We start from the raw sequence: 24,440 nt of genomic DNA, 5'->3' as shown, positions 1-24,440 counted from the left end.
GATAAGTGTGATGGCGCAAGTACTCGGTTTTAGTGCTGCAGGATTTTCTCGAGGAAGTGCTGCGCGCGTTCGGAGCGGGCGCTGATGTCGCCGAAGAATTCCTCTTTCGGGCAGTCTTCGATGATCTTGCCGGCGTCCATGAAGATCACCCGGTCAGCCACTTTGCGCGCAAAGCCCATTTCGTGGGTCACGCACATCATGGTCATGCCTTCGTGGGCCAGTTGCACCATCACGTCGAGCACTTCGTTGACCATCTCCGGGTCGAGCGCCGAGGTCGGTTCGTCGAACAGCATGACGATCGGGTCCATCGCCAGCGCACGGGCAATCGCCACACGCTGTTGCTGACCACCGGAGAGTTGCCCCGGATGCTTGTGGGCGTGAGCGGACAAGCCGACACGCTCGAGCAATTGCAGACCTTTCTTGGTCGCCTCTTCCTTGCTGCGGCCCAACACCTTGATCTGCGCGATGGTCAGGTTTTCGGTGATGGTCAGGTGCGGGAACAGTTCGAAATGCTGGAACACCATGCCCACGCGCGAGCGCAGTTTCGGCAGGTTGGTCTTCGAGTCGGCAATCGAGGTGCCGTCGACGACGATGTCGCCTTTCTGGAACGGCTCCAGCGCGTTGACGCATTTGATCAGGGTCGATTTGCCGGAACCCGACGGGCCGCAGACCACGATCACTTCGCCTTTTTTGACCTCGGTGCTGCAATCAGTCAGCACCTGGAAGTCCCCATACCACTTGTTGATGTTCTTGATAGAGATCATACGGCGAACCTTTTTTGCAGACGCTTGACCAGCAGCGAGGCGGAAAAGCTGATGATGAAGTAGACGACACCGGCGAAGATCAGGAACTCGTTGGATCGACCGATGATGTCGCCGCTGGAGCGGGCGGAGTTGAGGAAGTCCACCAGGCCCACGGTGTAGACCAGCGAGGTGTCCTGAAACAGGATGATCGACTGTTGCAGCAGCAACGGGGTCATCTTGCGGAACGCCTGGGGCAGGATGATCAGACGCATGGTCTGGCCATAGGTCATGCCCATCGCTTGTGCGGCGGCCATCTGGCCTTTGGGGATCGACTGCACACCGGCGCGGACGATTTCGCAGAAGTACGCGGCTTCGAACATCATGAAGGCCACGACGCAGGAGGTGAACGCCCCGATTGGCGTGTCTTCACCGGTGATCCAGCGCAGTACGAACGGCACCGCCAGGTAGAACCAGGTGATCACCAGCAGCAGCGGGATCGAACGGAAGTAGTTCACATAAGCGCCGGCCACCCGCGACAGCAGTTTGCTCGACGACAGGCGCATCAGTGCGAGGATGGTCCCCAGCACGATGCCGCCGACCACGCCCATGACCATCAACTGCAAGGTCATGACCATGCCGTTCCACAGGCCCGGAATGGCGGGGATGATGCCGCTGAAATCGAAGTCCATTATTTACCCCCCACGGAGATCAGGCCGGGCACTGCGACTTTCTTCTCGACCATGCGCATCAGCAACATCAGGCTCATGTTCAGGGTGAAGTAGATCAGCGTGGCCAGGGTGAAGGCTTCAAACAGGTTGGCCGAGAATTCGGCGGTCTGTTTGGTTTGCGCCAGCAGTTCCATCAGGCCGATCAGGGACGCCACGGAGGAGTTCTTGAAGACGTTGAGGAATTCCGAGGTAAGCGGCGGAATGATGATCCGGTAGGCCTGGGGCAGCAGCACGTTCCAGTAGATCTGCGGCAGCTTGAATCCCATGGCGCGCGCGGCGGATTCCTGGCCGCGTGGCAGCGCCTGAATGCCAGTACGCACTTGCTCGCAGACACGGGCGGCGGTGAACAGGCCCAGGCACACGACAACGCTCAGGTAAGCCGAGGTGGTCGGGTTGAGGTCCTGTTTGTACCAGTCCTGCAGGTTTTGCGGCAGCAGGTCGGGCACCAGGAAGTACCAGATGAACAGTTGCACCAGCAGCGGCACGTTACGGAACAGCTCGACGTAGCAGGTCGCGATGCCCGATACGATGCGGTTTGGCACCGTGCGCATGACCCCCAGAATGGAGCCCAGCAGCAAGGCGATGATCCATGCCACGATGGCGATGGCAATGGTCCAGCCCAGCCCGGAGATGTACCAGTCGAGATAAGTCTCGCTGCCAACGCCGGTGGACTTGAAGAACACGCCCCAGTCCCAGTTGTAATTCATTAGGGTCTCCCCTCGAGATCGATCGATGTACAAGCACCCGCTTGGGGAAGATCCTTTCCCGCCTGACGTTGAACGTCAGGCACACGCGATCGGCTCGGAAACCGCCAGGTCGAGTGTTCCACAGTGAAGCCAGCAGGTAGTAACAAACGCCTGAGGGAGGGTCGCCCCCTCAGGAGACAAGGTTAGTCAGGAATCAGATTTTTACGTCAGGCGCCGGCTTGTCGCTCGGGTTGGCGATCAGATCTTTTACCTTGTCGCTCATCGGGAAGTTCAGGTTCAGGCCTTTTGGCGGGATCGGGCTCTCGAACCACTTGCTGTAGATCTTGTTGATCTCGCCGGACTTGTACAGGCCGACAATGGCGGCATCGACGGCTTTCTTGAAGGCCGGGTCGTCTTTACGAACCATGCACGCGTAGGCTTCGAAGGACTGCGGCGTACCGGTGATGATCCAGTCAGTCGGCTTCTTGGCCTTGGCTTCTTCGCCGGCCAGCAGGGCGTCGTCCATCATGAAGGCTACGGCGCGGCCGCTTTCCAGCATGTTGAAGGATTCGCCGTGGTCTTTGGCGGAGATGATGTTCATGCCCATCTGCTTGTCGGCGTTCATCGCTTTGATGATGCGCTCGGACGTGGTGCCCGCGGTGGTCACGACGTTTTTGCCTTTGAGGTCGGCAAAGTCAGCGTAGGAAGGCTTGCCATCCTTGTCTTTCTTGACCAGCAGACGGGTGCCGATTTCGAAGATGTTGACGGTGAAGTCGACTTGCTGGGCGCGTTCGGCGTTGTTGGTGGTGGAACCGCACTCGATATCCGCGGTGCCGTTCTGGATCAGCGGGATACGGGTTTGCGAGGTTACCAGATTGTATTTGACCTGCAGGTCTGGCTTGTTCAGGTCTTTTTTCAGGGCTTCAACGATGGCCACTTGAATGTCGTGGGAGTAGCCCACTGGTTTGCCGGAAGCATCCGCGATGTAGGAAAACGGAATGGAGCTGTCGCGGTGAGCGAGTGTGATGGTGCCCGAATCGTTGATTTTCTTCAGGGTGCCGGTGAGTTCGGCGGCGAAAACTGGCGTGCTGATCAGAGCGGCCGCAATGGCTGCGCCCAGGATATGGGGAACGATGCGCATCAAATTTTCCTCGAATTGTTTTTTTTATGGAGCCAGTTCGTCGGCCCTTTTGTGCTTCGAATGCCTGACGGCTCCTGAAGTGTTGGCACAACAAGCATTCGTCGAGAGAGTGTAGAGCATGACTCGTGCCAGACCAGGGTGATGTACTTAACTTTATGATTTATAACGTTATTAAAGTTTTGTGATGGTTTGTTTTGGCGTAACTGATCCGGTTTACCGAATCGACCGGGAAGTCGCGTTCGGAAAACCGAATGATCAAAAGCCCCTCACCCTAGCCCTCCCGAAACGTCGGACCGCCCAGAGGGAGAGGGGACTGAACGCGGCGACTGGGCGAGATGCACCGACCTGAGATACCGAGTCGAACTCAGAATTTGAACCTCATGAAGATCGGCTCCCTTCCCCCTCTACCCCCTGGGGGCGGTCCGACGTTTCGGGAGGGCTGGGGTGAGGGGGAAGAGATCTAACTGACCCAATCAAATTTTGCAGAGCCCACAAAACAAAAAAGCCCCTGAATCTCTCAATTCAGGGGCTTTCGTTTAAGCGATGTTCACATCACGCCGCTTCAATCTTGCTACGGTTCTGCTCAACCTTACCCAGATACGCCGCAAGCTTCTCCTGCTCGGCCGGAGTGGTAAACAGCCCCAGCTTGCTACGACGCCACAGAATGTCATACGCCGTGGTTGCCCACTCTTCGCTGCACAGGTAATCGACTTCGCGGGTGTAGAGCCCGCCGCCGATGTGTTCGCCCATGTCCGCAAGGCTTTCCACACCTTCAAGCATGCGCCAGGTCCGGCTGCCGTAGGTGGTGGCCCAGCGGCGGGCGATCTCGGTCGGCACGAAGTCGAACTTGTCGCGGATCTGCGCGCACAAGGCTTGTGGGGTGGTCATGTCCTCACCGCCGGGCAGGGTAGCGGTGGCGGTCCAGCTCGGGCGCATCTGGGTGAAGAACGGCATCAACTGCGCCATCGCCGACTCGGCGAGTTTGCGGTAAGTGGTCAGCTTGCCGCCGAACACCGACAACAGCGGTGCCTCTTCAGTGCTGCCCGACAAGGCCAGGGTGTAATCACGGGTGACGGCCGACGGGTTGTCGGATTCGTCGTTGCACAGTGGGCGTACGCCCGAGTAGCTGTGCTGGATGTCGTCACGGCTGATCTGCTGCTTGAAGTGGGCGTTGACCACTTTCAACAGGTAGTCGGTTTCGGCGTCGGTGATTGCCACTTTCGCCGGATCGCCGGTGTACTCACGATCGGTGGTGCCGATCAGGGTGAAGTGGTTCAAGTACGGAATGGTGAAGACGATGCGCTGATCTTCGTTTTGCAGAATGTGCGCGTGATCGCCTTCATACAACTTCGGCACGATGATGTGGCTGCCCTGGATCAAACGGATGCCGTACGGCGATTCCATCTTCAGGTCGTCACGAATGAACTTGGCAACCCACGGGCCGGCGGCGTTCACCAGCGCTTTGGCGGTGATCGAAAACAGACTGCCGTCGGCGCGTTCCAGATGCAGGTGCCACAGACCTTTGGTGCGACGGGCGCTGACGCACCGGGTCTGGGTGTGCACGTGAGCGCCTTTTTCGCGGGCGGCCATGGCGTTCAAGACAACGAGGCGGGCGTCATCGACCCAGCAGTCGGAGTATTCGAAGCCTTTCTTGATTTCGCTTTTCAGTGCGCTGTCGGCGCCGAACTTCAGGCTTTTCGAACCTGGCAGTTTTTCGCGCTTGCCGAGGTTGTCATACAGGAACAGGCCAGCGCGGATCATCCACGCCGGACGCAGGTGTGGACGGTGCGGCAACACGAAGCGCATCGGTTTGACGATATGCGGCGCCTTGGCCAGCAACACTTCGCGCTCAGCCAGCGCTTCACGCACCAGACGGAATTCGTAATGTTCGAGGTAGCGCAGGCCGCCGTGGATCAGCTTGCTGCTGGCCGACGAGGTGTGGCTGGCCAGATCGTCTTTTTCGCAAAGGAACACCGAAAGCCCGCGACCGGCGGCATCCGCTGCGATCCCCACGCCATTGATCCCGCCGCCAATGACGGCGATGTCGTAGATCTCGGAGATTGGGGGCGTACGCAAGGTAGAGGTGGACATCGGCTGGCCTCGGGTTCTTTTGATTTTCTATATTGGAAATCGAACATGAATGTTCATTTGCGAAAATGGTAGCCCATAAACACCCGCGCAGCCAGTCACGTTCGATTGAAAAAACTCATCGAAGGGCAGTTAAAAGAAAATTTTCGAACATTAAATGCGCGAAGGGGCGCTAGAGGTGTGCTGTTTACTCGATTGCCTTCGCGAGCAGGCTCGCTCCCACAGTTTGAAATGCATTCCAATGTGGGAGCGAGCCGGCTCCGGGCGGCGATCCGACGAAGGCGTCAGTACAGACAATGAAGAGAAGGGTAGTTAAACGACTTCCAGGCGAATCTTGTGCTGACTCAACAACTGCGCCAGCGCCGGCACCGGCTGCTGATCGGTTACAAGGCAATCAATCAGACTGATCGGCCCCAACCGAATCATCGCGTTACGCCCGAACTTGCTGGAGTCCGCCGCCAGAATCACCTGCCGCGCATTGGCAATGATCGCCTGCGACACCCGCACTTCCTGATAATCGAAATCCAGCAAGCTGCCGTCTTCATCAATACCGCTGATCCCGACCAGGGCGAAATCAACTTTGAACTGATTGATGAAATCCACGCTCGCCTGACCGACCACGCCGCCATCACGGCGCACATTGCCGCCGGTCAGCAGCACATCGAAATCATCCTTGGCACTGAGCATCGACGCCACATGCAGGTTGTTGGTGATGATCTTCAGATGATTGTGGTTGAGCAGGGCGCGGGCAATCGATTCGGTGGTGGTGCCGATGTTGATGAACAGCGAGGCGTGATCGGGGATCTGGGCGGCGATGGCTTCACCGATGCGTTGTTTTTCATCGCGCATCTGGTCGGCGCGCATCGCATAGGCAGTGTTTTCGACGCTGGAATCGTAGGCTGCGCCGCCATGGTAGCGACGCAACAGATTGGCTTCCGCGAGCTGATTGATGTCGCGGCGGATGGTTTGCGGGGTAACAACGAACAGCGTGGCCATTTCCTCGATGCTCACATAGCCGCGTTCGCGGACCAGCTCGAGGATTTGCTGCTGACGGGGAGGCAGATTCATGGGGCTTCCTTTGGGCTGCCGTGCAAAATTTGCCCATGATGCCGCAGGAATCCGCTCCCGACCAGTTAGATGCCTATCTGGATCTGAAGGTTGGCTTATTCAGCGTCTTCACGCGCCCAGTCACGGGTGCGGCTGACGGCTTTTTTCCAGCCTTTGTACAGCTTCTCTTTCTCGGTTTCGTCCAGGCTCGGCTCGAACTCACGCTCGATCACCGCTTTACCACGCAGTTCGTCCAGGCTGCCCCAGAAACCGCACGCCAGACCGGCCAGATACGCGGCGCCAAGTGCAGTGGTCTCGCGCATTTGCGGACGCTCGACCTGCGTGCCGAGGATGTCGGCCTGGAACTGCATGAGGAAGTTGTTCGCCACCGCGCCGCCGTCCACGCGCAGGGCTTTGAGGCGTTCGCCGGAGTCTTGCTGCATGGCGTCGAGCACGTCGCGAGTCTGGTAAGCAATCGACTCCAGTGCGGCGCGGATGATGTGATCCACGCGCACGCCGCGAGTCAGGCCGAACAGCGCGCCACGGGCATACGGGTCCCAGTACGGCGCGCCCAGACCGGTGAAGGCCGGCACCAGGTACACGCCGTTGCTGTCCTTCACTTTATTGGCGAAGTATTCGGTGTCGTGGGCGTCGTTGATGATTTTCAATTCATCGCGCAGCCACTGCACGGTCGAACCGCCGTTGAACACCGCGCCTTCCAGCGCATAAGCCACTTCGCCACGCGGGCCGCAAGCGATGGTGGTGAGCATGCCGTGCTGGGATTTCACCGCTTTGTCGCCGGTGTTCATCAGCAGGAAGCAGCCGGTGCCGTAGGTATTTTTCGCTTGACCCGGCTCCACGCACATCTGCCCGAACAATGCGGCTTGCTGGTCACCGGCGATACCGCCGATGGCAATGCCGCTCTTGGTGCGGCCGTAGATTTCCGAAGAAGCCTTCACTTCCGGAAGCATCTCGCGCGGGATGTCGAGGATTTCCAGCATCTTCGAATCCCATTCCAGCGAATGGATATTGAAGAGCATGGTGCGCGAGGCGTTGGTGTAGTCGGTGACGTGCACCTTGCCGCCGGTGAATTTCCAGATCAGCCAGCTATCGACGGTGCCGAACAGCAGTTCGCCGTTGCGCGCTCGTTCGCGGCTGCCTTCGACGTTGTCGAGGATCCACTTCAGTTTGGTGCCGGAGAAGTACGGGTCGGTGACCAGACCGGTGTTGTCGCGGATGTAGTCTTCGTGGCCATCGCGCTTGAGCTGCTGGCAGATCTCGGTGCTGCGGCGGCACTGCCAGACGATGGCGTTGTACACCGGGCGGCCGGTTGTCTTGTCCCAGACCACGGTGGTTTCACGCTGGTTGGTGATGCCGATGGCAGCCACCTGATCGTGATGCAGGCCAGCCTGGGCCAGCGCTTCAACCATCACCGCGCTCTGGGTGGCGAAGATTTCCATCGGGTCGTGTTCAACCCAACCGGCTTGCGGGTAATGCTGGGCGAATTCGCGCTGCGCGGTGCAGACCACGTTCGCGTCGCGGTCGAAAATGATCGCGCGGGAGCTGGTCGTACCCTGATCGAGGGCAATGATGTAGTTCTTATTCTGAATGTCGGTCATGTCGATTGCCTTGGACGAAATAAGGGAGAGTGGGCCGTGGCGCAGGCTCTATAGGGCAGGAGCCGGCGCCGACTGTTTCAAGAAGTTCTTGGTTTGCCGTCAATGGCCGGTTCTGCATCCTTTGTAGCAGGTGTGGCGCCGGTCAGGTGACGGGCGATGAGCCCGCGATACCCGGCAGCGCCGAGGCAGGCACCGACAATCGGTGCAAAAATCGGAATCAGGAAATACGGAATATCACGGCCGCCAGTGAAGGAAATTTCACCCCAGCCGGCGAAGAAAGTCATCAGTTTCGGACCGAAGTCACGCGCCGGGTTCATGGCGAAACCGGTCAACGGCCCCATCGAACTGCCGATAACGGCAATCAGCAAGCCGATCAGCAGCGGCGCCAGCGGGCCTTTCGGCAGGCCGTTGTTGTCATCGGTCAGGGACATGATCACGCCCATCAGGATCGCCGTGATGATCATCTCGACCAGGAATGCCTGGGCGGTGGACAGCACCGGGTTCGGGAAGGTCGAGAACACCGAGGCCAACTCAAGGCTGGCGGCTGAGCCACGGACCATTTGGTGAGTTTGTTCGTAATCGAAGAAGAGATTGCTGTACAGCGTGTAAACCAGCAGCGCGCCGCAGAAGGCGCCGGCGATCTGGGCAAGAATATAGAACGGCAGTTTGCGCTTTTCGAAGTCGGCGAAGATCGCCAGGGCAATGCTCACGGCCGGGTTCAGGTGCGCGCCGGAAACTCCGGCGGTGAGGTAGATCGCCATGCTCACGCCGACGCCCCAGATGATGCTGATTTCCCACAGGCCGAAGCTGGCACCCGCGACTTTGAGCGCGGCGACACAGCCGGTGCCGAAAAAGATCAGAAGAGCAGTACCCAGAAACTCGGCCATGCATTGGCTCGAGAGCGATGGTTGCTGTAAAGCAGTTGTCATTGAAAACCTCGTTTTTGTTGTTGTCTGGCGCGTTTGCCAACAGGGCAAGGCGCGATTTTCCCCGAGTAGGAATCCCCATTCCGTTCCCGGTTTACTGCTGGTGTCGCTGTGACGACAATTCTTACATTATTCAGATTCGAAAAAATATAGACAAGAAACAAACCTGTCAAAGGTCGAAAGTGAACCGTCGGTCACAATAAAACTATTCGCTGGGTGAATGATCCTTTGTGGCCCAGGTGCGACAACGTGCGCTGAATGTCTGCGAGCCGCGGGAATCGTGGCTCGGGATAGAGCCTTTTGGAGGCTGATCACCTAGAATCCGGCGGAGGTTTTATTTGCCATTGCCGAGCCTGGAGCTGCCATGACCCCTGCGTTGGACTTGTTGAAAAAAGTTCGTGCCGAACATCGCGTGCACAGTTACGAACATGACCCGAAGGCCGCGTCCTATGGCCTTGAGGCCGCAGAGAAGCTGGCACTTGAACCGGCACAGGTGTTTAAAACCCTGCTCGCGGCCAGTGAAAAAGGCGAGTTGCTGGTGGCGGTGGTGCCGGTCGTCGGAAGCCTCGACCTCAAAGGTCTTGCCCATGCCGCTGGCGTAAAAAAAGTCGAGATGGCTGACCCGGCAGCCGCTCAGCGCTCCACCGGGTATCTGTTGGGCGGCATCAGCCCGTTGGGACAGAAGAAGCGCCTGCGTACCTTTATCGACAACTCGGCTCAGGGTTTTGCGACTATTTATGTCAGCGCCGGCCGGCGTGGCCTAGAAGTGGAACTGGCGCCCGCAGTGCTCGCCGAACACACCCAGGCCAAATTTGCCGACATCGGCCGTCCTTAGTCATTAATGCTGTATGTAAAAAAATGATGGGTTCTGTCACTGGCGCTGATCACGGCGTGGCTGCATCCTCTGCCGACTGACTCAGGGAGAAAGTTATGCAGCTCGAGTTTCATCAGGTCGACGCGTTCAGTGATCGGCCGTTCAGTGGTAATCCGGCGATGGTTTATCGGCTGGAGACGTGGCTCGCGGATGAGCTGATGCAGAAGATCGCCGCCGAACACAATCTGGCGGAAACCGCATTTCTGGTGCGCGAAGGTCAGGCCTGGCATATCCGCTGGTTTACCCCGACCACTGAAGTGCCGTTGTGCGGGCACGCCACGTTGGCGAGTGCTTATGTGCTGTTCGAGATCTACAAGGAAAGCGCCGAGCGTATCGACTTTACCTGTAAATCCGGTCCGCTGAGCGTCACGCGGGAAGGTGAACGGTTGTGGCTGGATTTCCCGTCGATCATGCCGTCTGAGATTGGTGTGACTGTCGACGTTGAGCGGGCGCTGGGTGTCGAAGCGGTTGATATGCTCGGCTCCAACGAACTGTTTGTGGTGCTGGAGTCGGAGCAGGCGGTGCTCGATTGCAAACCGGACATGGTCGCGCTGGCCAAATTGCCGTGGCTGGGCGCGATCGTCACCGCGCGCGGCAATCAGCACGACTTCGTCTCGCGCTATTTTGCGCCGGCGATTGGCATCAATGAGGATCCGGTGACCGGGTCGACGCATTGCAGCCTGATCCCGTATTGGTCCAAGCGTCTGGGCAAGTCGAGCCTGACCGCCTGCCAGCGCTCGGCGCGGGGTGGGGAGCTGTTCTGTCGGCTGGAAGGAGAGCGGGTGAAAATCGGCGGTAATGCGACGCTGGTTGCGAGCGGTACCCTGATCTTGGGTTGATGCAAAATCCTGTAGGAGTGAGCCTGCTCGCGATAGCGGTGTGTCAGTCAATATATTTGTTGATTGACACACCGCTATCGCGAGCAGGCTCACTCCTACAAGGAGAATCGTGTTGGATCAGAGCGCAGCGCTGTAGCGGCGAACACCGTTTTCCAATGCCGGGATCTGTGCGGCGGTGCTGCCGGAAGCCTGGAACAAGACCAGATGCTCAGCGGCAACCCGAATCCCCACCTCCGCACCCACCTGATGATCCGCATGGCTGGGGAAAATCGATTCGAGCTGTGCGCCCGTCGGCAATTGCAGGCGATACAGCGTCGAAGCGCCAAGGAACGTCTTGCCGACAATCCGCGCTTTCAACCCACTGTCCGGTGCATAAACAATGTCATCCGGGCGCAGCAACACATCCACCGCGCCGCCAATCGGCCACGTATAGGCTCGATTGCCACGCAGTTCACCTAGTTCGGTCTGCACCGATTCCGGGCTGCCGAGCTGACCACGAATGAAGTAACCCTGACCGATGAAGCTGGCCACATAAGGCGTTGCCGGTTCGTGATACAGGTTGTACGGCGTGTCCCACTGCTCCAGTCGACCTTCCTTGAACACGCCAACGTGATCGCTGACGGCGAAGGCTTCTTCCTGATCGTGGGTCACCAGAATTGCGCTGGTGCCACGCGCCTTGAGGATGTCGCGTACTTCATGGCTGAGCTTGCGCCGCAGTTCGCCATCGAGGTTGGAAAACGGCTCATCAAGCAGCAGCAATTGCGGCTCTGGCGCCAACGCACGGGCGAGTGCGACGCGCTGTTGCTGGCCGCCGGACAACTCGTGCGGGAAGCGCTTGCCGAGGTTTTTCAGGTTGACCAGTTCGAGCAGCTCTTCGGTGACGCGTTCCTTGTTCGGGTGCTTGCGAATGCCAAAGGCAATGTTGTCGGCGACGCTCAGGTGCGGGAACAGTGCGTAGTCCTGGAACACCATGCCGATCCGGCGTTTTTCCGGGGCGAGGGTGAAGCCGGCGCTGGAAATGGTTTCGCCACCGAGGGTGATTTCCCCTTCGTGCACTGGCTCGAATCCGGCAATGGCACGCAGGGTGGTGGTCTTGCCGCAGCCGGACGAGCCGAGCAGGCAGCCGATGTCACCGGCGTTGAGGTGCAGATTGAGGTTCTGCACCACACGTTGATCTTGATAGCCGCAAGCGAGGTTGCGCAGGTTCAGCAGTAATTCATGACTCATGCGTGGTGATATGCCGGTTCAACGAGGAACTCGAGCAGGGCCTTCTGTGCGTGGAGACGGTTTTCTGCCTGATCCCAGGCGACGGAGCGCGGGTCATCAAGCAGGTCGAGGCTGATTTCTTCGCCACGGTGCGCCGGCAGGCAATGCATGAACAGCACGTCCTCGGCAGCGAGGTCGAGCAGGGCGCGGTTGACCTGAAACGGCGCGAACAGCTTGAGGCGCTTGGCAGTTTCCTCTTCCTGACCCATCGAAGTCCAGACGTCGGTGCTCACCAGATGCGCGCCGCGCACGGCGTCTTGCGGGTCGCGGACGATGGTCACGCGATCGCCGGCTCTGGCGACGAACTCAGGATTTGGCTCGTAGCCTTCCGGGCAGGCAACGCGCAACTGGAAGTCGAACTGGATCGCCGCTTCTATATAGCTGTTGCACATGTTGTTGCCGTCGCCGATCCAGGCGACCGTTTTGCCCTGGATCGAGCCACGGTGTTCAAGGAACGTCTGCATGTCGGCCAGCAACTGGCACGGGTGCAGGTCATCGGACAGACCGTTGATCACTGGCACGCGCGAGTTGGCGGCAAATTCGGTCAGGGTGCTGTGGGCAAAGGTACGGATCATCACCGCATCGAGCATGCTCGACATGACGATGGCGCAGTCGCCGATCGGCTCGCCACGGCCCAGTTGGGTATCGCGCGGCGACAGGAAGATTGCCTGGCCGCCGAGCTGGATCATGCCGGCCTCGAACGAGATCCGGGTGCGGGTCGAGGATTTTTCGAAGATCATCCCCAGCACGCGGTTTTTCAGAGGCTCGAACAGTACGCCGCGGTTACGCAGGTCCTTGAGCTCAACGCCTCGACGGATCACGCTGACCAGCTCTTCGGGCGTGCAATCCATCAGGGAGAGAAAGTGCCTTGCGCTCATCATTGACTACCTTTTGCTACAAACCGCAGATGCTCAAAGCCTTGTTTAACGGAACAACGGGCGAGACCTGCGGCGTAAGCCGCACGGGGCGACGAAATAGGGGAAGGCGCGATATTGACACTAAATGTCGCGTTTTTCCAATAGGCTACGGTTTTTGCGGGATTCGGAGGGCGCACTGAATGTTGCAGTCGCGCATTTGAAGCCGGGTTCAGGACAGCAGCGAGCCTCTTTGTACACTGGCCTTGCAGGGCTTGGCAATGCGGCGTGGCGGGGATCGCGTCGCTTGGGTCGGTTTACGACCGTGGCGCCATGCCATCACTTGGTCGGATGCTCAGGCTGAAACATTTGCTAAAGCAAAGTGCTGGGTTATAAATAAGTTTCGAGCGACGCAGGAAGCCTCCGCATGGAATCGAAAGAAAAACTGTTAATGGAACTGCTGGGCCACACGGCTCGCTCACTGACCCATCTCACCGCCTCAGTCACTTCAATGTCATTCGAACTGCTGCGCAGCGAAGACGAAGTGGTGAAGAGTGCCGGCCGCCACATGATCGATCGCATGGCGACCATCAGTGCCGGGCTCGACGAACACTGGCGATTGATCGGCGAGCTCACCGGCGTACATGTCGCCCACGAGCAGATTGAAACCATTCAGGAGATTCAGCTGGCCGCACCGCCTCAGCTGCCGTCTAACTGATCATGGCGGTTTATCGGCTCGCCTGATAACCGCCGATTCACAGGACGAACGTCGCTGGCGCAGGATCGGCGCCGGGGCCATAGTTTTGTTCCCGCGGGCGTGAATGCCTGCCCAGAACAAGACAGAGACTGGCCATGACCAAGACTCTCCATCACCGTGCCTGCCATCTGTGTGAAGCCATTTGCGGGCTGACCATCGAAACCACCGAAACCGATGGCAACGTCGCGATCACATCAATCAAGGGTGACGCGCTCGACACGTTTAGTCGTGGACACATCTGCCCCAAAGCTGTGGCCCTGCAAGATATCCAGAACGACCCTGATCGCCTGCGCCAGCCAATGCGCCGTGTGGGCAGCGAATGGCTACCAATAGAGTGGGACGAGGCTTTTGCGCTGGTGGCCGAGAAGCTGGCGGCCATCCAGGACCGTCATGGCCAGAACGCCGTGGCGGTCTATCAAGGCAACCCGAGCGTGCATAACTACGGGCTGATGACCCACAGCAATTATTTCCTGGGGTTGCTGAAGACGCGCAATCGCTACTCGGCGACCTCGGTCGATCAGTTGCCGCATCACCTGAGCAGTTATCTGATGTACGGCCATGGGTTGCTGTTGCCGATTCCAGATATCGATCACACCGACTTCATGCTGATTCTCGGCGGTAATCCGCTGGCGTCCAACGGCAGCATCATGACCGTGCCGGATGTCGAGAAGCGTTTGAAAGCGATTCAGGCGCGCGGCGGCAAAGTGGTGGTTGTCGATCCACGGCGCAGCGAGACGGCGGCCATGGCTGATCAGCATTTGTTCGTGCGTCCGGGGGGCGATGCAGCGTTGTTGTTTGGTGTGCTGAACACCCTGTTTAGCGAAGGCTTGACCAGCGAAAGTCATTTGCCGGTCGATGGGCTGGATGACGTGCGCGCCGCTGTCGCTGCGTTTACCGCTGAAGCCATGAGCCCGTTGTGTGCGGTTCCTGCCGAGCAGATCCGCCAACTGGCCCGGGATTTCGCCGCCGCGCCGAGTGCCGTGTGCTACGGGCGCATGGGCGTTTCGACGCAGGCCTTCGGCACCTTGTGTCACTGGTTGGTGCAATTGATCAACCTGGTCACCGGTAATCTTGATCGCGTCGGCGGTGCACTGTGCACTGAGCCCGCAGTGGATCTGGTGGCGTCGACTTCGGGCGGGCATTTCAACAAATGGCAGAGTCGCGTTTCCGGGCGTCCCGAGTACGGCGGCGAGCTACCGGTCTCGGCCCTGGCCGAAGAGATGCTTACCGAAGGTGAGGGCCAGATTCGTGCGCTGATCACCGTCGCTGGCAACCCGGTGTTGTCGACGCCGAACGGGCGGCAACTGGAGCAGGCGCTGGATGGCCTGGAGTTCATGGTCAGCGTCGACCTGTACATCAACGAAACCACGCGCTATGCCGACCTGATTCTGCCGTCAACCTCGGCGCTGGAAAACGATCACTACGACACGACGTTCAACCTGTTCGCGGTGCGCAACGTCACCCGCTTCAACCGCGCGATCCTCGCCAAACCCGAGGGCGCCTTGCATGACTGGGAGATCTTCGTGGGCCTGGCCAAGGCCTTTGCCGAGAAGACTGGCAAGGAACTGAAACCGACCATGCCACCGGCGAAGATGATCGATATGGGCCTGCGCATGGGCCTGTACGGTGACGCGTCCGAACAGAAGCTTTCGTTGGCGACGTTGTTCGATCATCCCCACGGGATTGATCTGGGCGCGTTGAAGCCGAACCTGGCTGCGCGCCTGAAAACGCCGAATCAGCGCGTGCAGGCTGCTCCGCCAGAGATCCTTGCTGACCTCGCACGCTTTGTCGCATTGCAGGCGCCGGCCGCCGATGAGCTGTTGATGATTGGCCGTCGTCATGTGCGCAGCAATAACTCGTGGATGCACAACTATCACCGTCTGGTGAAGGGCAAGCCGCGCCATCAACTGCTGATGCATCCGGATGACCTCGCCAGCCGTGGGCTTAACGATGGTCAGTTGGTTCGCGTCAGCTCGCGGGTGGGGCAGATCGAGGTCGAGGTGCTCGGCAGTCTGGACATGATGAAAGGCGTGGTCAGCCTGCCGCATGGTTGGGGACATGCGCGGCCGGGCGTGCAAATGGCGATTGCCAGCAGTCAGCCTGGGTCGAGCGCAAACGATCTGACCGATGAATGCCAGCTAGATGAACTGTCGGGTAACGCCGCACTTAATGGTGTGCCGGTGACGGTGGCGGCGGCCTGAATGTGACCGTCGGGGAGACCGAGCATGGCGCTCGGGATTCCGTTACAATGCGTCACCGTGCCGACCCATGAGTCGGAAAGTTCAGCCGAGGTGCTCCATGGATATCATCGAAACGATTAAAGAGCAGATTGCCAACAACACCATTCTGCTTTACATGAAAGGCTCGCCGAATGCCCCACAGTGTGGCTTCTCTGCGAAAGCTGCGCAGGCTGTGATGGCTTGTGGCGAAAAGTTTGCGTACGTGGACATCCTGCAGAACCCGGAAATCCGCGCCAACCTGCCGAAGTACGCCAACTGGCCGACTTTCCCGCAACTGTGGGTCGGCGGTGAACTGGTCGGCGGTAGCGACATCATGACCGAGATGGCTGCAGACGGTTCGCTGCAAAGCACCATCAAGGCGGCTGTTGAAGCGGCAGCGGCGAACAAGTCCGAAGCCTGATCGGCCAGATTTCATGCGACAGCTGCTGCTTGTGTAGGAGCTGTCGAGTGAAACGAGGCTGCGATCTTTTGATCTTCAGCCAATAAAAAGCCCCGCCACTCGAAAGAGGGCGGGGCTTTTTAGTGGGTTCGAAAAGTTACTGCAAGTTGCCGGTGCAATCTGAAAAGATCGCAGCCTTCGGCAGCTCCTACTCTTCGCCCATCTGCGATTGCAGATAGTTCTCAAGACCGACTTTGTCGATCAGGCCCAGTTGGGTTTCCAGCCAGTCGATATGTTCTTCTTCGGATTCGAGAATGTCTTCGAGCAGTTCACGGCTGCCGAAATCGCCAACGGTTTCGCAATGGGCGATTGCGGTCTTCAGGTCAGCATGGCCGGTCTTCTCGATACGCAGGTCGCACTCCAGCATTTCCTTGGTGTGCTCGCCGATGTGCAGCTTGCCCAGGTCCTGCACGTTCGGCAGGCCTTCGAGGAACAGGATGCGCTTGATCAGCTTGTCCGCGTGTTTCATCTCGTCGATGGATTCTTTGTATTCGTGCTTGCCGAGCTTGTTCAGGCCCCAATCTTCATACATGCGTGCATGCAGGAAGTACTGATTGATCGCGACCAGCTCATTGGCAAGGATCTTGTTGAGATGCTGGATGACTGTAATGTCGCCTTTCATGATCGGAGTCCTGCCCTGTATTAGCTGTATATACGGCGGAGTTTGAGCTTCGTACTTATAAGTGTCAAACCTAAGTTATTGAATAATATATGAAAATTAATCGGAATAAGAATGTTTGTGTTCCGCGTCTGGGTGCTAAGCAGTTGATTTACAGGCATAAAAAAACCGGACATAAGTCCGGTTCTTTGAAATGGGGGGCAATCAAGCGGCGGTAAATTCTACGGGGTAGGGGATCGCAGCCTGAGCGGTTTGCAGCTTGGTCAGGGTTTCGCGAACGACTTCCTTGGCAAGGCACGCGCATTTGCCGCATTGGCTGGCGACGCCGGTGGCCTGGCGGACTTCTTTATAGCTGCAGCAACCTTCATAGATCGCATCGCGGATCTGTCCGTCGGTGACGCCAGTGCAGAGACAAACATACATAAGTGAGAACCGTCGCTGGTTGTGACTCAATTGCGATGGATCTTAATGTTAACGAGAATGATTGTCAAAGTGCTTTCGGAAGGCTTTTGCTGATTCTCAGCCGTGACTGACGAACGGTATTTGCTGGCGTTTTGCCTGGCCCCGTAAATGCAGTGCCGTTCTGCGCCTGCTTTGAAAAACCGTTAAGGACAGGCCAAATTCGCAGTGTATGATGGTCGGCCCTTGCGAAGGGGGTTCGTGTCACAGGGCTGTCGCCTGAGGGTGGCAGGCTGGCGCGGACCCTGAACTTCAAGTTTTTACACCAGGAGATATCAATGAGCGTACTCGTAGGCAAACAAGCCCCTGACTTCACCGTCCCGGCCGTACTCGGCAATGGCGAGATCGTTGACAGCTTCACCCTGTCCTCGGCCATCAAAGGCAAATACGGCCTGGTGTTCTTCTACCCACTGGACTTCACCTTCGTCTGCCCGTCCGAGCTGATCGCTCTGGACAACCGCATGGCCGACTTCAAGGCTCGCAATGTTGAAGTGATCGCTGTGTCGATCGACTCGCACTTCACTCACAACGCATGGCGCAACACCCCAGTGAACAATGGCGGCATCGGCCAGGTGAAATACACCATGGCTGCCGACATGAAGCACGACATCGCCAAGGCTTACGACGTTGAATCCGAAGGCGGCGTGGCTTTCCGTGGCGCGTTCCTGATCGACGACAAAGGCGTTGTCCGTTCGCAGATCATCAACGACCTGCCGCTGGGCCGTAACATGGAAGAGCTGATCCGTCTGGTCGACGCTCTGCAATTCCACGAAGAGCACGGCGAAGTCTGCCCTGCCAACTGGAAAAAAGGCGACAAAGGCATGAACGCTTCGCCAGAAGGCGTTGCGGCTTACCTGACCGAGAACGCTGCAGCCCTGTAAGGCGCAACGTCGAGGTACAAAAAACCGGCCCACGTGGCCGGTTTTTTTATGCGCGGGATTCACCCGACAACCCTCAATCAGTCGTCGAAATCTTCCCAGCCGCCCATCTGTTTCCAGCGGTTGACGATGCCGCAGAACAGCTCAGCGGTTTTCTCGGTGTCATAACGCGCCGAGTGCGCCTCACGACCGTCGAAATCGATGTCGGCGGCCTGGCAGGCTTTCGCCAGTACGGTTTGACCGTATGCCAGACCAGCCAGCGTCGCGGTGTCGAAGCTGGAGAATGGGTGGAACGGGTTGCGTTTCATGTCCAGACGCGCAACGGCTGCGTTCAGGAAGCCAAGGTCGAAGCTGCTGTTGTGCCCGACCAGAATCGCGCGCTTGCAGCCATTGGCCTTCAGCGCCTTGCGAATGCCACGGAAGATGTCGGTCAGCGCGGTTTCTTCGCTGACAGCCATGCGCAGTGGATGGTCCAGCTTGATTCCGGTGAACTCCAGCGCTGCTGCTTCGATGTTGGCGCCTTCGAAAGGCTCAACACGGAAGAAGTAGGTGTGATCCGGGTATACAAAACCCTTTTCATCCATGGCGATGGTGGTCGCAGCAATCTCCAGCAACGCATCGGTGGCCGAGTTGAAGCCGCCGGTTTCTACGTCAACGACAACCGGCAGGTAGCCGCGAAAGCGTGCTGCCATCGGGTGACGGGAACCGCCACCACCACTTTGACCGTCCAGTTCGTCGTCGAAATGGTCTTCACTCACGCGTGTTCCTCCAGCAGGCGCCAGCGCAGTTTTTCACCGGCGCGCAGCGGGATAACGGTCAGCTCGCCAAACGGCAGGCTGGTCGGGGCGGTCCATTCTTCACGAACCAGGGTGATGCGATCGGTGTTCGCCGGCAGGCCGTAGAAACGCGGGCCGTTGAGGCTGGCGAAGGCTTCGAGTTTGTCCAGCGCATTACGCTGTTCGAAGGCTTCGGCGTACATCTCGATGGCGGCGTACGCGGTGTAGCAGCCGGCACAGCCGCAAGCGGCTTCCTTGGCGTGCTGGGCGTGCGGCGCCGAGTCGGTGCCGAGGAAGAACTTCGCGCTGCCACTGGTGGCGGCGTCGAGCAGGGCTTCCTGGTGCGTATTGCGCTTGAGGATCGGCAGGCAATAGAAGTGCGGCCGAATCCCGCCCACCAGCATGTGGTTGCGGTTGTACAGCAGGTGATGCGCGGTGATGGTCGCGCCTACGTTGGCCGAAGCCTCGTTGACGAACTGCACGGCGTCACCGGTGGTGATGTGTTCAAACACCACTTTCAGCGTCGGGAAGCGCTCGACCACGCGGCGCATGTGCTCGTCGATGAAGATCTTTTCGCGGTCGAACACATCGACGTCGCCACGGGTGACTTCACCGTGGATCAGCAACGGCATGCCGACTTCGGCCATGGCTTCCAGTGCCGGGAAGATCTTGTCGATGCTGGTTACCCCGGAATCGGAGTTGGTGGTCGCGCCGGCCGGGTACAGCTTGGCTGCGTGCACAAAACCACTCGCCTTGGCTTCACGAATTTCTTCGGGCTGGGTGCGGTCGGTGAGGTACAGCACCATCAGCGGTTCGAAGCGACTGCCGGCCGGGCGGGCAGCGAGAATCCGCTGGCGATAGCCGTCGGCTTCAGCGGCGTTGCGCACCGGTGGTACCAGGTTGGGCATGATGATGGCGCGGCCAAAAGTGCGCGCAACATCGGCAACGGTATTGGTCAACACGGCACCATCGCGAAGATGAATGTGCCAGTCGTCGGGACGCAGCAGGGTCAGGCGGTCGGACATGAGGGGATTCCAGGCGGGTCAAACTGAGGCGAATGCTACCGGAAAAGACTCTTGCAGGCACTCGCTATCAAGTTTTGCCGGAACCTTCCGATATCCCGTAGGTATGCCGTAAACATAGTGTGAATCGGTCTTTGTGTTTCAGAAGCCAATGGAGCCTCCCGTGCGCCAGCGTTATTTAGCCTTGCTCAGTGTGTTTGCCAGCCTTCCGGCGATGGCGCTCACGTACCAGACCCGTCTGGAGAACATTGAGTGGACGGTCGCCGGCGACAAGTTCGAATGTCGTCTGACCCAACCGATCACTGATTTCGGCTCGGGTGAGTTCGTGCGCAAGGCCGGCGAGCAGGCGATATTCCGTCTGAACGCCTACAACGCCATGCTCGGCGGCGGCTCTGCAACGTTGCTGGCAGCGGCTGCGCCTTGGCAGCCGGGCCGTGGTGACATCAATCTGGGTTCTGTAAGGCTCGGCAGCGGCAACGTCTTGTTCAGCAGTTCGCAGTCCCAGGCCGGCGGTTTGATCAGCGGCCTGCTGGACGGGCGCAGCCCGGTCGTACGGCGTGCTTCAGGCGATGGCCGTGTCTCTGAAGTACGCCTGTTGCCGGTCAAGTTCAGCAAAGCCTTCAACGATTACCAGACATGTGTGGCGAAATTGCTGCCGCAGAATTTCGACCAGATCAAACAGTCGCAGATCGGCTTCCCCGGCGAAGGCGTTGACCTGGATCCCGCCGCTAAAGCCAAGCTGCAAGTGATGCTCGAATACATGAAGGCCGATCCGACGGTCAATCACATCGAACTCGACGGCCATTCCGACAACAGCGGTAATCGCCTGACCAACCGTGAACTGTCGCGCCGCCGCGCGCTGGCGGTGGTCGACTTCTTCAAGGCCAACGGCATTCAGGAATCGCAGATCACCGTGCGTTTCCATGGCGAGCAATATCCCATTGTGCCGAACACCAACGCGGCCAATCGCGCGAAGAACCGTCGGGTCAATGTCAAACTGGCGCGCGTGGCGCCGGTCGTGGCTCCGGCACCGCAAGCGAGCACGCCAGCCAATACTGCGGCGACTTCCTGACCCGCCGGTCATCGTCGCGCTCTCGACAGATTCTGTCGCTTTGTCGTCTTAAGCTGTCGCGCCTCTGTAAATTATCGCGTTGGAGCGGTAGACTCCTCGGCTTTCCGTAGAACCCCGTGGAGTGATGGCATGGCGGACGTAAACAAGGTCGTTCTGGCGTATTCCGGCGGCCTGGACACTTCGGTGATCCTCAAGTGGCTGCAGGATACTTATAACTGTGAAGTGGTGACCTTCACCGCTGATCTCGGTCAAGGCGAAGAGGTCGAGCCGGCCCGCGCCAAGGCTCAGGCCATGGGCGTCAAAGAAATCTACATCGACGACCTGCGCGAAGAGTTCGTGCGTGATTTCGTGTTCCCGATGTTCCGCGCCAACACCGTTTACGAAGGCGAGTACCTGCTGGGTACTTCCATCGCGCGTCCGCTGATCGCCAAACGTCTGATCGAAATCGCCAACGAAACCGGCGCTGACGCCATTTCCCATGGCGCCACCGGCAAGGGTAACGACCAGGTGCGTTTCGAACTGGGTGCCTACGCGCTCAAGCCAGGCGTGAAAGTGATCGCACCTTGGCGCGAGTGGGACCTGCTGTCCCGCGAGAAGCTGATGGACTACGCCGAGAAGCACGCGATCCCGATCGAGCGTCACGGCAAGAAGAAGTCCCCGTACTCGATGGACGCCAACCTGCTGCACATCTCCTATGAAGGCGGCGTGCTGGAAGACACCTGGACCGAGCACGAAGAAGACATGTGGAAATGGACCGTCTCCCCGGAGAACGCTCCTGACAAAGCGCAATACCTGGAACTGACCTACCGCAACGGCGACATCGTTGCACTGGACGGCGTCGAAATGACTCCGGCCACCGTGCTGGCGACGCTGAACAAGATCGGTGGCGCTCACGGTATCGGCCGTCTCGACATTGTCGAAAACCGTTACGTCGGCATGAAGTCCCGTGGCTGCTACGAAACCCCGGGCGGCACCATCATGCTGCGCGCTCACCGCGCCATCGAATCGATCACCCTGGACCGCGAAGTCGCTCACCTCAAAGACGAGCTGATGCCGAAATACGCCAGCCTGATCTACACCGGTTACTGGTGGAGCCCAGAGCGTCTGATGCTGCAGCAGATGATCGACGCTTCGCAGGTCAACGTGAACGGCGTTGTGCGCCTGAAGTTGTACAAAGGCAACGTGATCGTTACCGGCCGCAAGTCCGACGATTCGCTGTTCGATTCCAACATCGCGACCTTCGAAGAAGACGGCGGTGCTTACAACCAGGCTGATGCCGCGGGCTTCATCAAGCTCAACGCGCTGCGCATGCGCATTGCTGCCAACAAGGGCCGCAAGCTGTTCTAAGCGTTCTGGTCTGAAGCGTAATGAAAAGGGCGGCCTTGTCATCGAGACAAGGCCGCCCTTTTTGCATGATTCTTTGTTTGCGTCTGATTGAAGCCTGTTCCTGGTCTTGGATCTGTGGCTACGACTCATCTTTCATGCCCGTCCCAGCAGCGTTACCGCCTGTGCGCAAAGGTTATAAACAATACAAATCGTTTTGCCTGAGCCTTTCCTGACGTGCCTGATCTTCAGCAATGAATGCTGCGTCAGTAAAACATCCGATACATGATTGGAAAGAAACACCACTACCCGGGGAGTTTTCCGGTCCAGGTTCCGGATGTTTTCCAGAATCGTGGCTAACTCTCTCGATGCATCGACACCCCGAACGTCGATGAGGTGCAGGTCACTGACCCACGCGGGCAACTGAATGTTGTGCTGAACAATCAGGTTCGATTTTGAATTGATGGCCGAGGGCGGGTCAGGTGCGTTGTGGACTTTGCACGCGTCCTTGCATTCGGTTGGGCCTGACTCGCTGGGCACGATACAACTTGATAGTCCAAATGTCCCTTGCGTGGCTGGCTCCAGGGGCGGTGTGTTTCGTTTGTTCTCGCGATCGTTGTTATCGATTACTTTAAGAAAGTTTTTGTCCTTGCCGAAGTCCGAGGGTGAGTAGAGGGAACGGTAATTAAAGTTTAAAGTTATAAAAAATAGAAACAGCAAGTAGAACGGAAAGCTGATCAGAAACCATACGTAGATCTCTCTGTCCTTGTTGTCTAGAAAAGGCAGCGAAATGGCGGCTGATGTTTCCGAAATAGCTGCAAATATGGCAATTACCGTCATTGGGTTAGTGATTTTGTTTTTTATTTTCAGCATGCTTGTACTCTTGTGTTTGATCTGTCTCGTTGGTGATAAGTTTGTGTGGTTGAGTAGCTTGGCAGACGGGTTTCAAATACTTGTATTTATAGCAAAAGTATTGTGTTAGGTATAAATATCTTGTTTCAAGTGTTTATAGCGGGTTTGAAGTTGTGAGGTTGGTGTGTCGGCTGTTGCATTGTGTTTCGGGTTAATAATCAAAGTTCTCGGCCGAGCGCAGATTTGCACGTGTCATGGCCGTTCGGGCATAGTGAAACTCAGCGACAAGGCATGATTTCTGTGTCGCTAGTCGTAGTCTGTAACAAGTTAAAAGCGAAATATTTCCGTGAGCGGAGGAGGAAATAACGTCGGATGTTTACTGGGGGTAGCGGCTTTTTGTAGGAATAGTCCGCAATGACTGTAGGGTATGTCTCTCGATGCTGGTGCGTGTTAACACTGCCATGCCATAGAGCAAGTGACTGGGCTATTGTGCGTGTTCTAAAAATTCGAACAGCGAAACTGGACTTGCCCATGAATAAAGTGCTGATCGTGGATGATCACCCTGTCATTCGTCTTGCGGTACGTATGCTGATGGAACGTCATGGCTACGAAGTCATCGCAGAAACTGATAACGGTGTGGATGCGTTACAACTTGCTCGAGAACAAATGCCGGATATTGTCATTCTGGATATTGGAATACCAAAGCTTGATGGTCTGGAAGTTATCGCGCGCCTGACTACGACGGCCATGCCTATTAAAGTTCTGGTGTTGACCTCCCAGGCTCCCGGGCACTTTTCAATGCGCTGCATGCAGTCGGGAGCGGCCGGCTATGTCTGTAAACAACAGGACCTGACCGAGTTGCTCAGTGCGATCAAGGCGGTATTGTCGGGCTATAGTTATTTTCCCAATCAGGCTTTGCATACAGTCCGCACCAGTCTGGGCAATGCCAGTGAAGCCGACATGGTGGATCGTCTGTCCGGTCGGGAAATGATGGTGTTGCAGCAGTTGGCGCGAGGCAAGACAAACAAGGAAATTGCCGATGGCATGTTTTTGAGCAACAAAACCGTAAGCACCTACAAGACGCGCTTGTTGTTGAAGCTCAATGCGCGATCCCTGGTTGATCTGATCGAGTTGGCGCAGCGTAATGGTCTGGTCTGAATGTATCGATGGCTGACAGGGTGATGGGTCGGTC

At 57.9% G+C, this 24,440-nt stretch carries 24 protein-coding genes; 9 read left to right on the top strand and 15 right to left on the bottom strand.

Features of this window, described 5'->3' with window-relative positions; translation table 11 throughout:
- Positions 1-29 precede the first annotated feature (29 nt).
- From CLU80_RS07135 to CLU80_RS07100, 8 genes are all read right to left on the bottom strand, one after another.
- Entirely contained in the window at positions 30-764 is a 735-nt protein-coding gene (locus CLU80_RS07135; protein WP_007963947.1) for an amino acid ABC transporter ATP-binding protein, read from the bottom strand.
- Positions 761-1,432, bottom strand: coding sequence for an amino acid ABC transporter permease (locus CLU80_RS07130; RefSeq protein WP_003227756.1), 672 nt, complete (start codon positions 1,430-1,432; stop codon positions 761-763). The genes CLU80_RS07135 and CLU80_RS07130 overlap by 4 nt, the downstream gene beginning before the upstream one ends.
- Positions 1,432-2,178, bottom strand: a complete 747-nt coding sequence (locus tag CLU80_RS07125) for an amino acid ABC transporter permease (RefSeq protein ID WP_095048296.1) — start codon at positions 2,176-2,178, stop codon at positions 1,432-1,434. The genes CLU80_RS07130 and CLU80_RS07125 overlap by 1 nt, the downstream gene beginning before the upstream one ends.
- A 193-nt stretch (positions 2,179-2,371) precedes the next feature.
- Complete coding sequence (locus tag CLU80_RS07120; RefSeq protein ID WP_095048295.1) at positions 2,372-3,298, bottom strand: glutamate/aspartate ABC transporter substrate-binding protein; 927 nt, start codon at positions 3,296-3,298, stop codon at positions 2,372-2,374.
- A gap of 552 nt (positions 3,299-3,850) precedes the next feature.
- Entirely contained in the window at positions 3,851-5,389 is a 1,539-nt protein-coding gene (gene glpD / locus CLU80_RS07115; protein WP_099757055.1) for a glycerol-3-phosphate dehydrogenase, read from the bottom strand.
- 309 nt (positions 5,390-5,698) lie between these two features.
- Positions 5,699-6,454, bottom strand: a complete 756-nt coding sequence (locus CLU80_RS07110) for a DeoR/GlpR family transcriptional regulator (protein ID WP_007916700.1) — start codon at positions 6,452-6,454, stop codon at positions 5,699-5,701.
- A gap of 95 nt (positions 6,455-6,549) precedes the next feature.
- Entirely contained in the window at positions 6,550-8,052 is a 1,503-nt protein-coding gene (glpK, locus tag CLU80_RS07105; RefSeq protein ID WP_093430586.1) for a glycerol kinase GlpK, read from the bottom strand.
- Between the two features lie 77 nt (positions 8,053-8,129).
- A complete protein-coding gene (locus CLU80_RS07100; RefSeq protein ID WP_007916695.1) occupies positions 8,130-8,981 on the bottom strand; it encodes an MIP/aquaporin family protein in 852 nt (283 codons plus the stop codon).
- Between the two features lie 361 nt (positions 8,982-9,342).
- On the opposite strand from CLU80_RS07100, the gene ybaK reads away from it, so the two are divergent.
- Together ybaK and CLU80_RS07090 are read left to right on the top strand one after the other, a co-directional pair.
- Positions 9,343-9,813, top strand: coding sequence for a Cys-tRNA(Pro) deacylase (gene ybaK, locus CLU80_RS07095; protein WP_090285884.1), 471 nt, complete (start codon positions 9,343-9,345; stop codon positions 9,811-9,813).
- Positions 9,814-9,908: 95 nt separating this feature from the next.
- Positions 9,909-10,691 (top strand): PhzF family phenazine biosynthesis protein, encoded by a 783-nt coding sequence (locus CLU80_RS07090; RefSeq protein ID WP_099757054.1) that lies wholly within the window; start codon positions 9,909-9,911, stop codon positions 10,689-10,691.
- A gap of 117 nt (positions 10,692-10,808) precedes the next feature.
- Here CLU80_RS07090 and CLU80_RS07085 read toward each other — a convergent pair whose 3' ends face one another.
- Positions 10,809-11,918, bottom strand: coding sequence for an ABC transporter ATP-binding protein (locus tag CLU80_RS07085; RefSeq protein WP_099757053.1), 1,110 nt, complete (start codon positions 11,916-11,918; stop codon positions 10,809-10,811).
- Positions 11,915-12,835: an ornithine carbamoyltransferase gene (gene argF / locus CLU80_RS07080; protein ID WP_093430582.1), complete on the bottom strand. Its 921-nt coding sequence runs from the start codon at positions 12,833-12,835 to the stop codon at positions 11,915-11,917. The genes CLU80_RS07085 and argF overlap by 4 nt, the downstream gene beginning before the upstream one ends.
- A 403-nt stretch (positions 12,836-13,238) precedes the next feature.
- On the opposite strand from argF, the gene plzR reads away from it, so the two are divergent.
- The 3 genes from plzR to grxD all read left to right on the top strand — a co-directional run bounded on the left by plzR (position 13,239) and on the right by grxD (position 16,208).
- On the top strand, positions 13,239-13,529 hold the full coding sequence (plzR, locus tag CLU80_RS07075; protein ID WP_016986650.1) for a PlzR type 4 pili assembly inhibitor: 291 nt from the start codon (positions 13,239-13,241) through the stop codon (positions 13,527-13,529).
- A 134-nt stretch (positions 13,530-13,663) separates the two neighbouring features.
- Positions 13,664-15,769 carry a molybdopterin oxidoreductase family protein gene (locus CLU80_RS07070; protein ID WP_099757052.1) on the top strand — a complete coding sequence of 702 codons (2,106 nt, stop codon included), beginning with the start codon at positions 13,664-13,666 and terminating at the stop codon, positions 15,767-15,769.
- A gap of 97 nt (positions 15,770-15,866) precedes the next feature.
- Entirely contained in the window at positions 15,867-16,208 is a 342-nt protein-coding gene (grxD, locus tag CLU80_RS07065; protein ID WP_016773402.1) for a Grx4 family monothiol glutaredoxin, read from the top strand.
- 187 nt (positions 16,209-16,395) lie between these two features.
- Here grxD and bfr read toward each other — a convergent pair whose 3' ends face one another.
- Positions 16,396-16,869, bottom strand: coding sequence for a bacterioferritin (bfr, locus tag CLU80_RS07060; protein ID WP_007916671.1), 474 nt, complete (start codon positions 16,867-16,869; stop codon positions 16,396-16,398).
- Positions 16,870-17,070: 201 nt separating this feature from the next.
- Entirely contained in the window at positions 17,071-17,289 is a 219-nt protein-coding gene (locus CLU80_RS07055) for a bacterioferritin-associated ferredoxin (protein ID WP_093430580.1), read from the bottom strand.
- A 314-nt stretch (positions 17,290-17,603) separates the two neighbouring features.
- Between CLU80_RS07055 and CLU80_RS07050 the strand changes: the two genes are divergently transcribed.
- Positions 17,604-18,206: a peroxiredoxin gene (locus CLU80_RS07050; RefSeq protein WP_003227723.1), complete on the top strand. Its 603-nt coding sequence runs from the start codon at positions 17,604-17,606 to the stop codon at positions 18,204-18,206.
- A gap of 77 nt (positions 18,207-18,283) precedes the next feature.
- On the opposite strand, the gene rnt is transcribed toward CLU80_RS07050, so the two are convergent.
- The gene (gene rnt / locus CLU80_RS07045; RefSeq protein WP_007916667.1) at positions 18,284-18,961 is read right to left on the bottom strand and encodes a ribonuclease T; all 678 of its coding nucleotides are present in this window, start codon (positions 18,959-18,961) and stop codon (positions 18,284-18,286) included.
- Positions 18,958-20,004 carry a dihydroorotase gene (gene pyrC, locus CLU80_RS07040; RefSeq protein ID WP_093430577.1) on the bottom strand — a complete coding sequence of 349 codons (1,047 nt, stop codon included), beginning with the start codon at positions 20,002-20,004 and terminating at the stop codon, positions 18,958-18,960. The genes rnt and pyrC overlap by 4 nt, the downstream gene beginning before the upstream one ends.
- Positions 20,005-20,164: 160 nt before the next feature.
- Here pyrC and CLU80_RS07035 point away from each other — a divergent pair, with 160 nt between their 5' ends.
- Both CLU80_RS07035 and CLU80_RS07030 read left to right on the top strand, forming a co-directional pair.
- Positions 20,165-21,073 carry a flagellar protein MotY gene (locus CLU80_RS07035; RefSeq protein WP_093430576.1) on the top strand — a complete coding sequence of 303 codons (909 nt, stop codon included), beginning with the start codon at positions 20,165-20,167 and terminating at the stop codon, positions 21,071-21,073.
- 129 nt (positions 21,074-21,202) lie between these two features.
- Positions 21,203-22,420, top strand: coding sequence for an argininosuccinate synthase (locus tag CLU80_RS07030; RefSeq protein ID WP_007916658.1), 1,218 nt, complete (start codon positions 21,203-21,205; stop codon positions 22,418-22,420).
- Between the two features lie 132 nt (positions 22,421-22,552).
- Here CLU80_RS07030 and CLU80_RS07025 read toward each other — a convergent pair whose 3' ends face one another.
- On the bottom strand, positions 22,553-23,269 hold the full coding sequence (locus CLU80_RS07025) for a hypothetical protein (protein ID WP_095048288.1): 717 nt from the start codon (positions 23,267-23,269) through the stop codon (positions 22,553-22,555).
- 510 nt (positions 23,270-23,779) lie between these two features.
- On the opposite strand from CLU80_RS07025, the gene CLU80_RS07020 reads away from it, so the two are divergent.
- Positions 23,780-24,406 (top strand): response regulator transcription factor, encoded by a 627-nt coding sequence (locus CLU80_RS07020; RefSeq protein WP_064119001.1) that lies wholly within the window; start codon positions 23,780-23,782, stop codon positions 24,404-24,406.
- Positions 24,407-24,440: the final 34 nt, after the last annotated feature.

This window comes from Pseudomonas sp. 29 (assembly GCF_002754355.1).
In the GTDB taxonomy this organism is placed as follows: Bacteria; Pseudomonadota; Gammaproteobacteria; order Pseudomonadales; family Pseudomonadaceae; genus Aquipseudomonas; species Aquipseudomonas neuropathica.
This window is presented reverse-complemented; position numbering and strand designations above follow the sequence as displayed.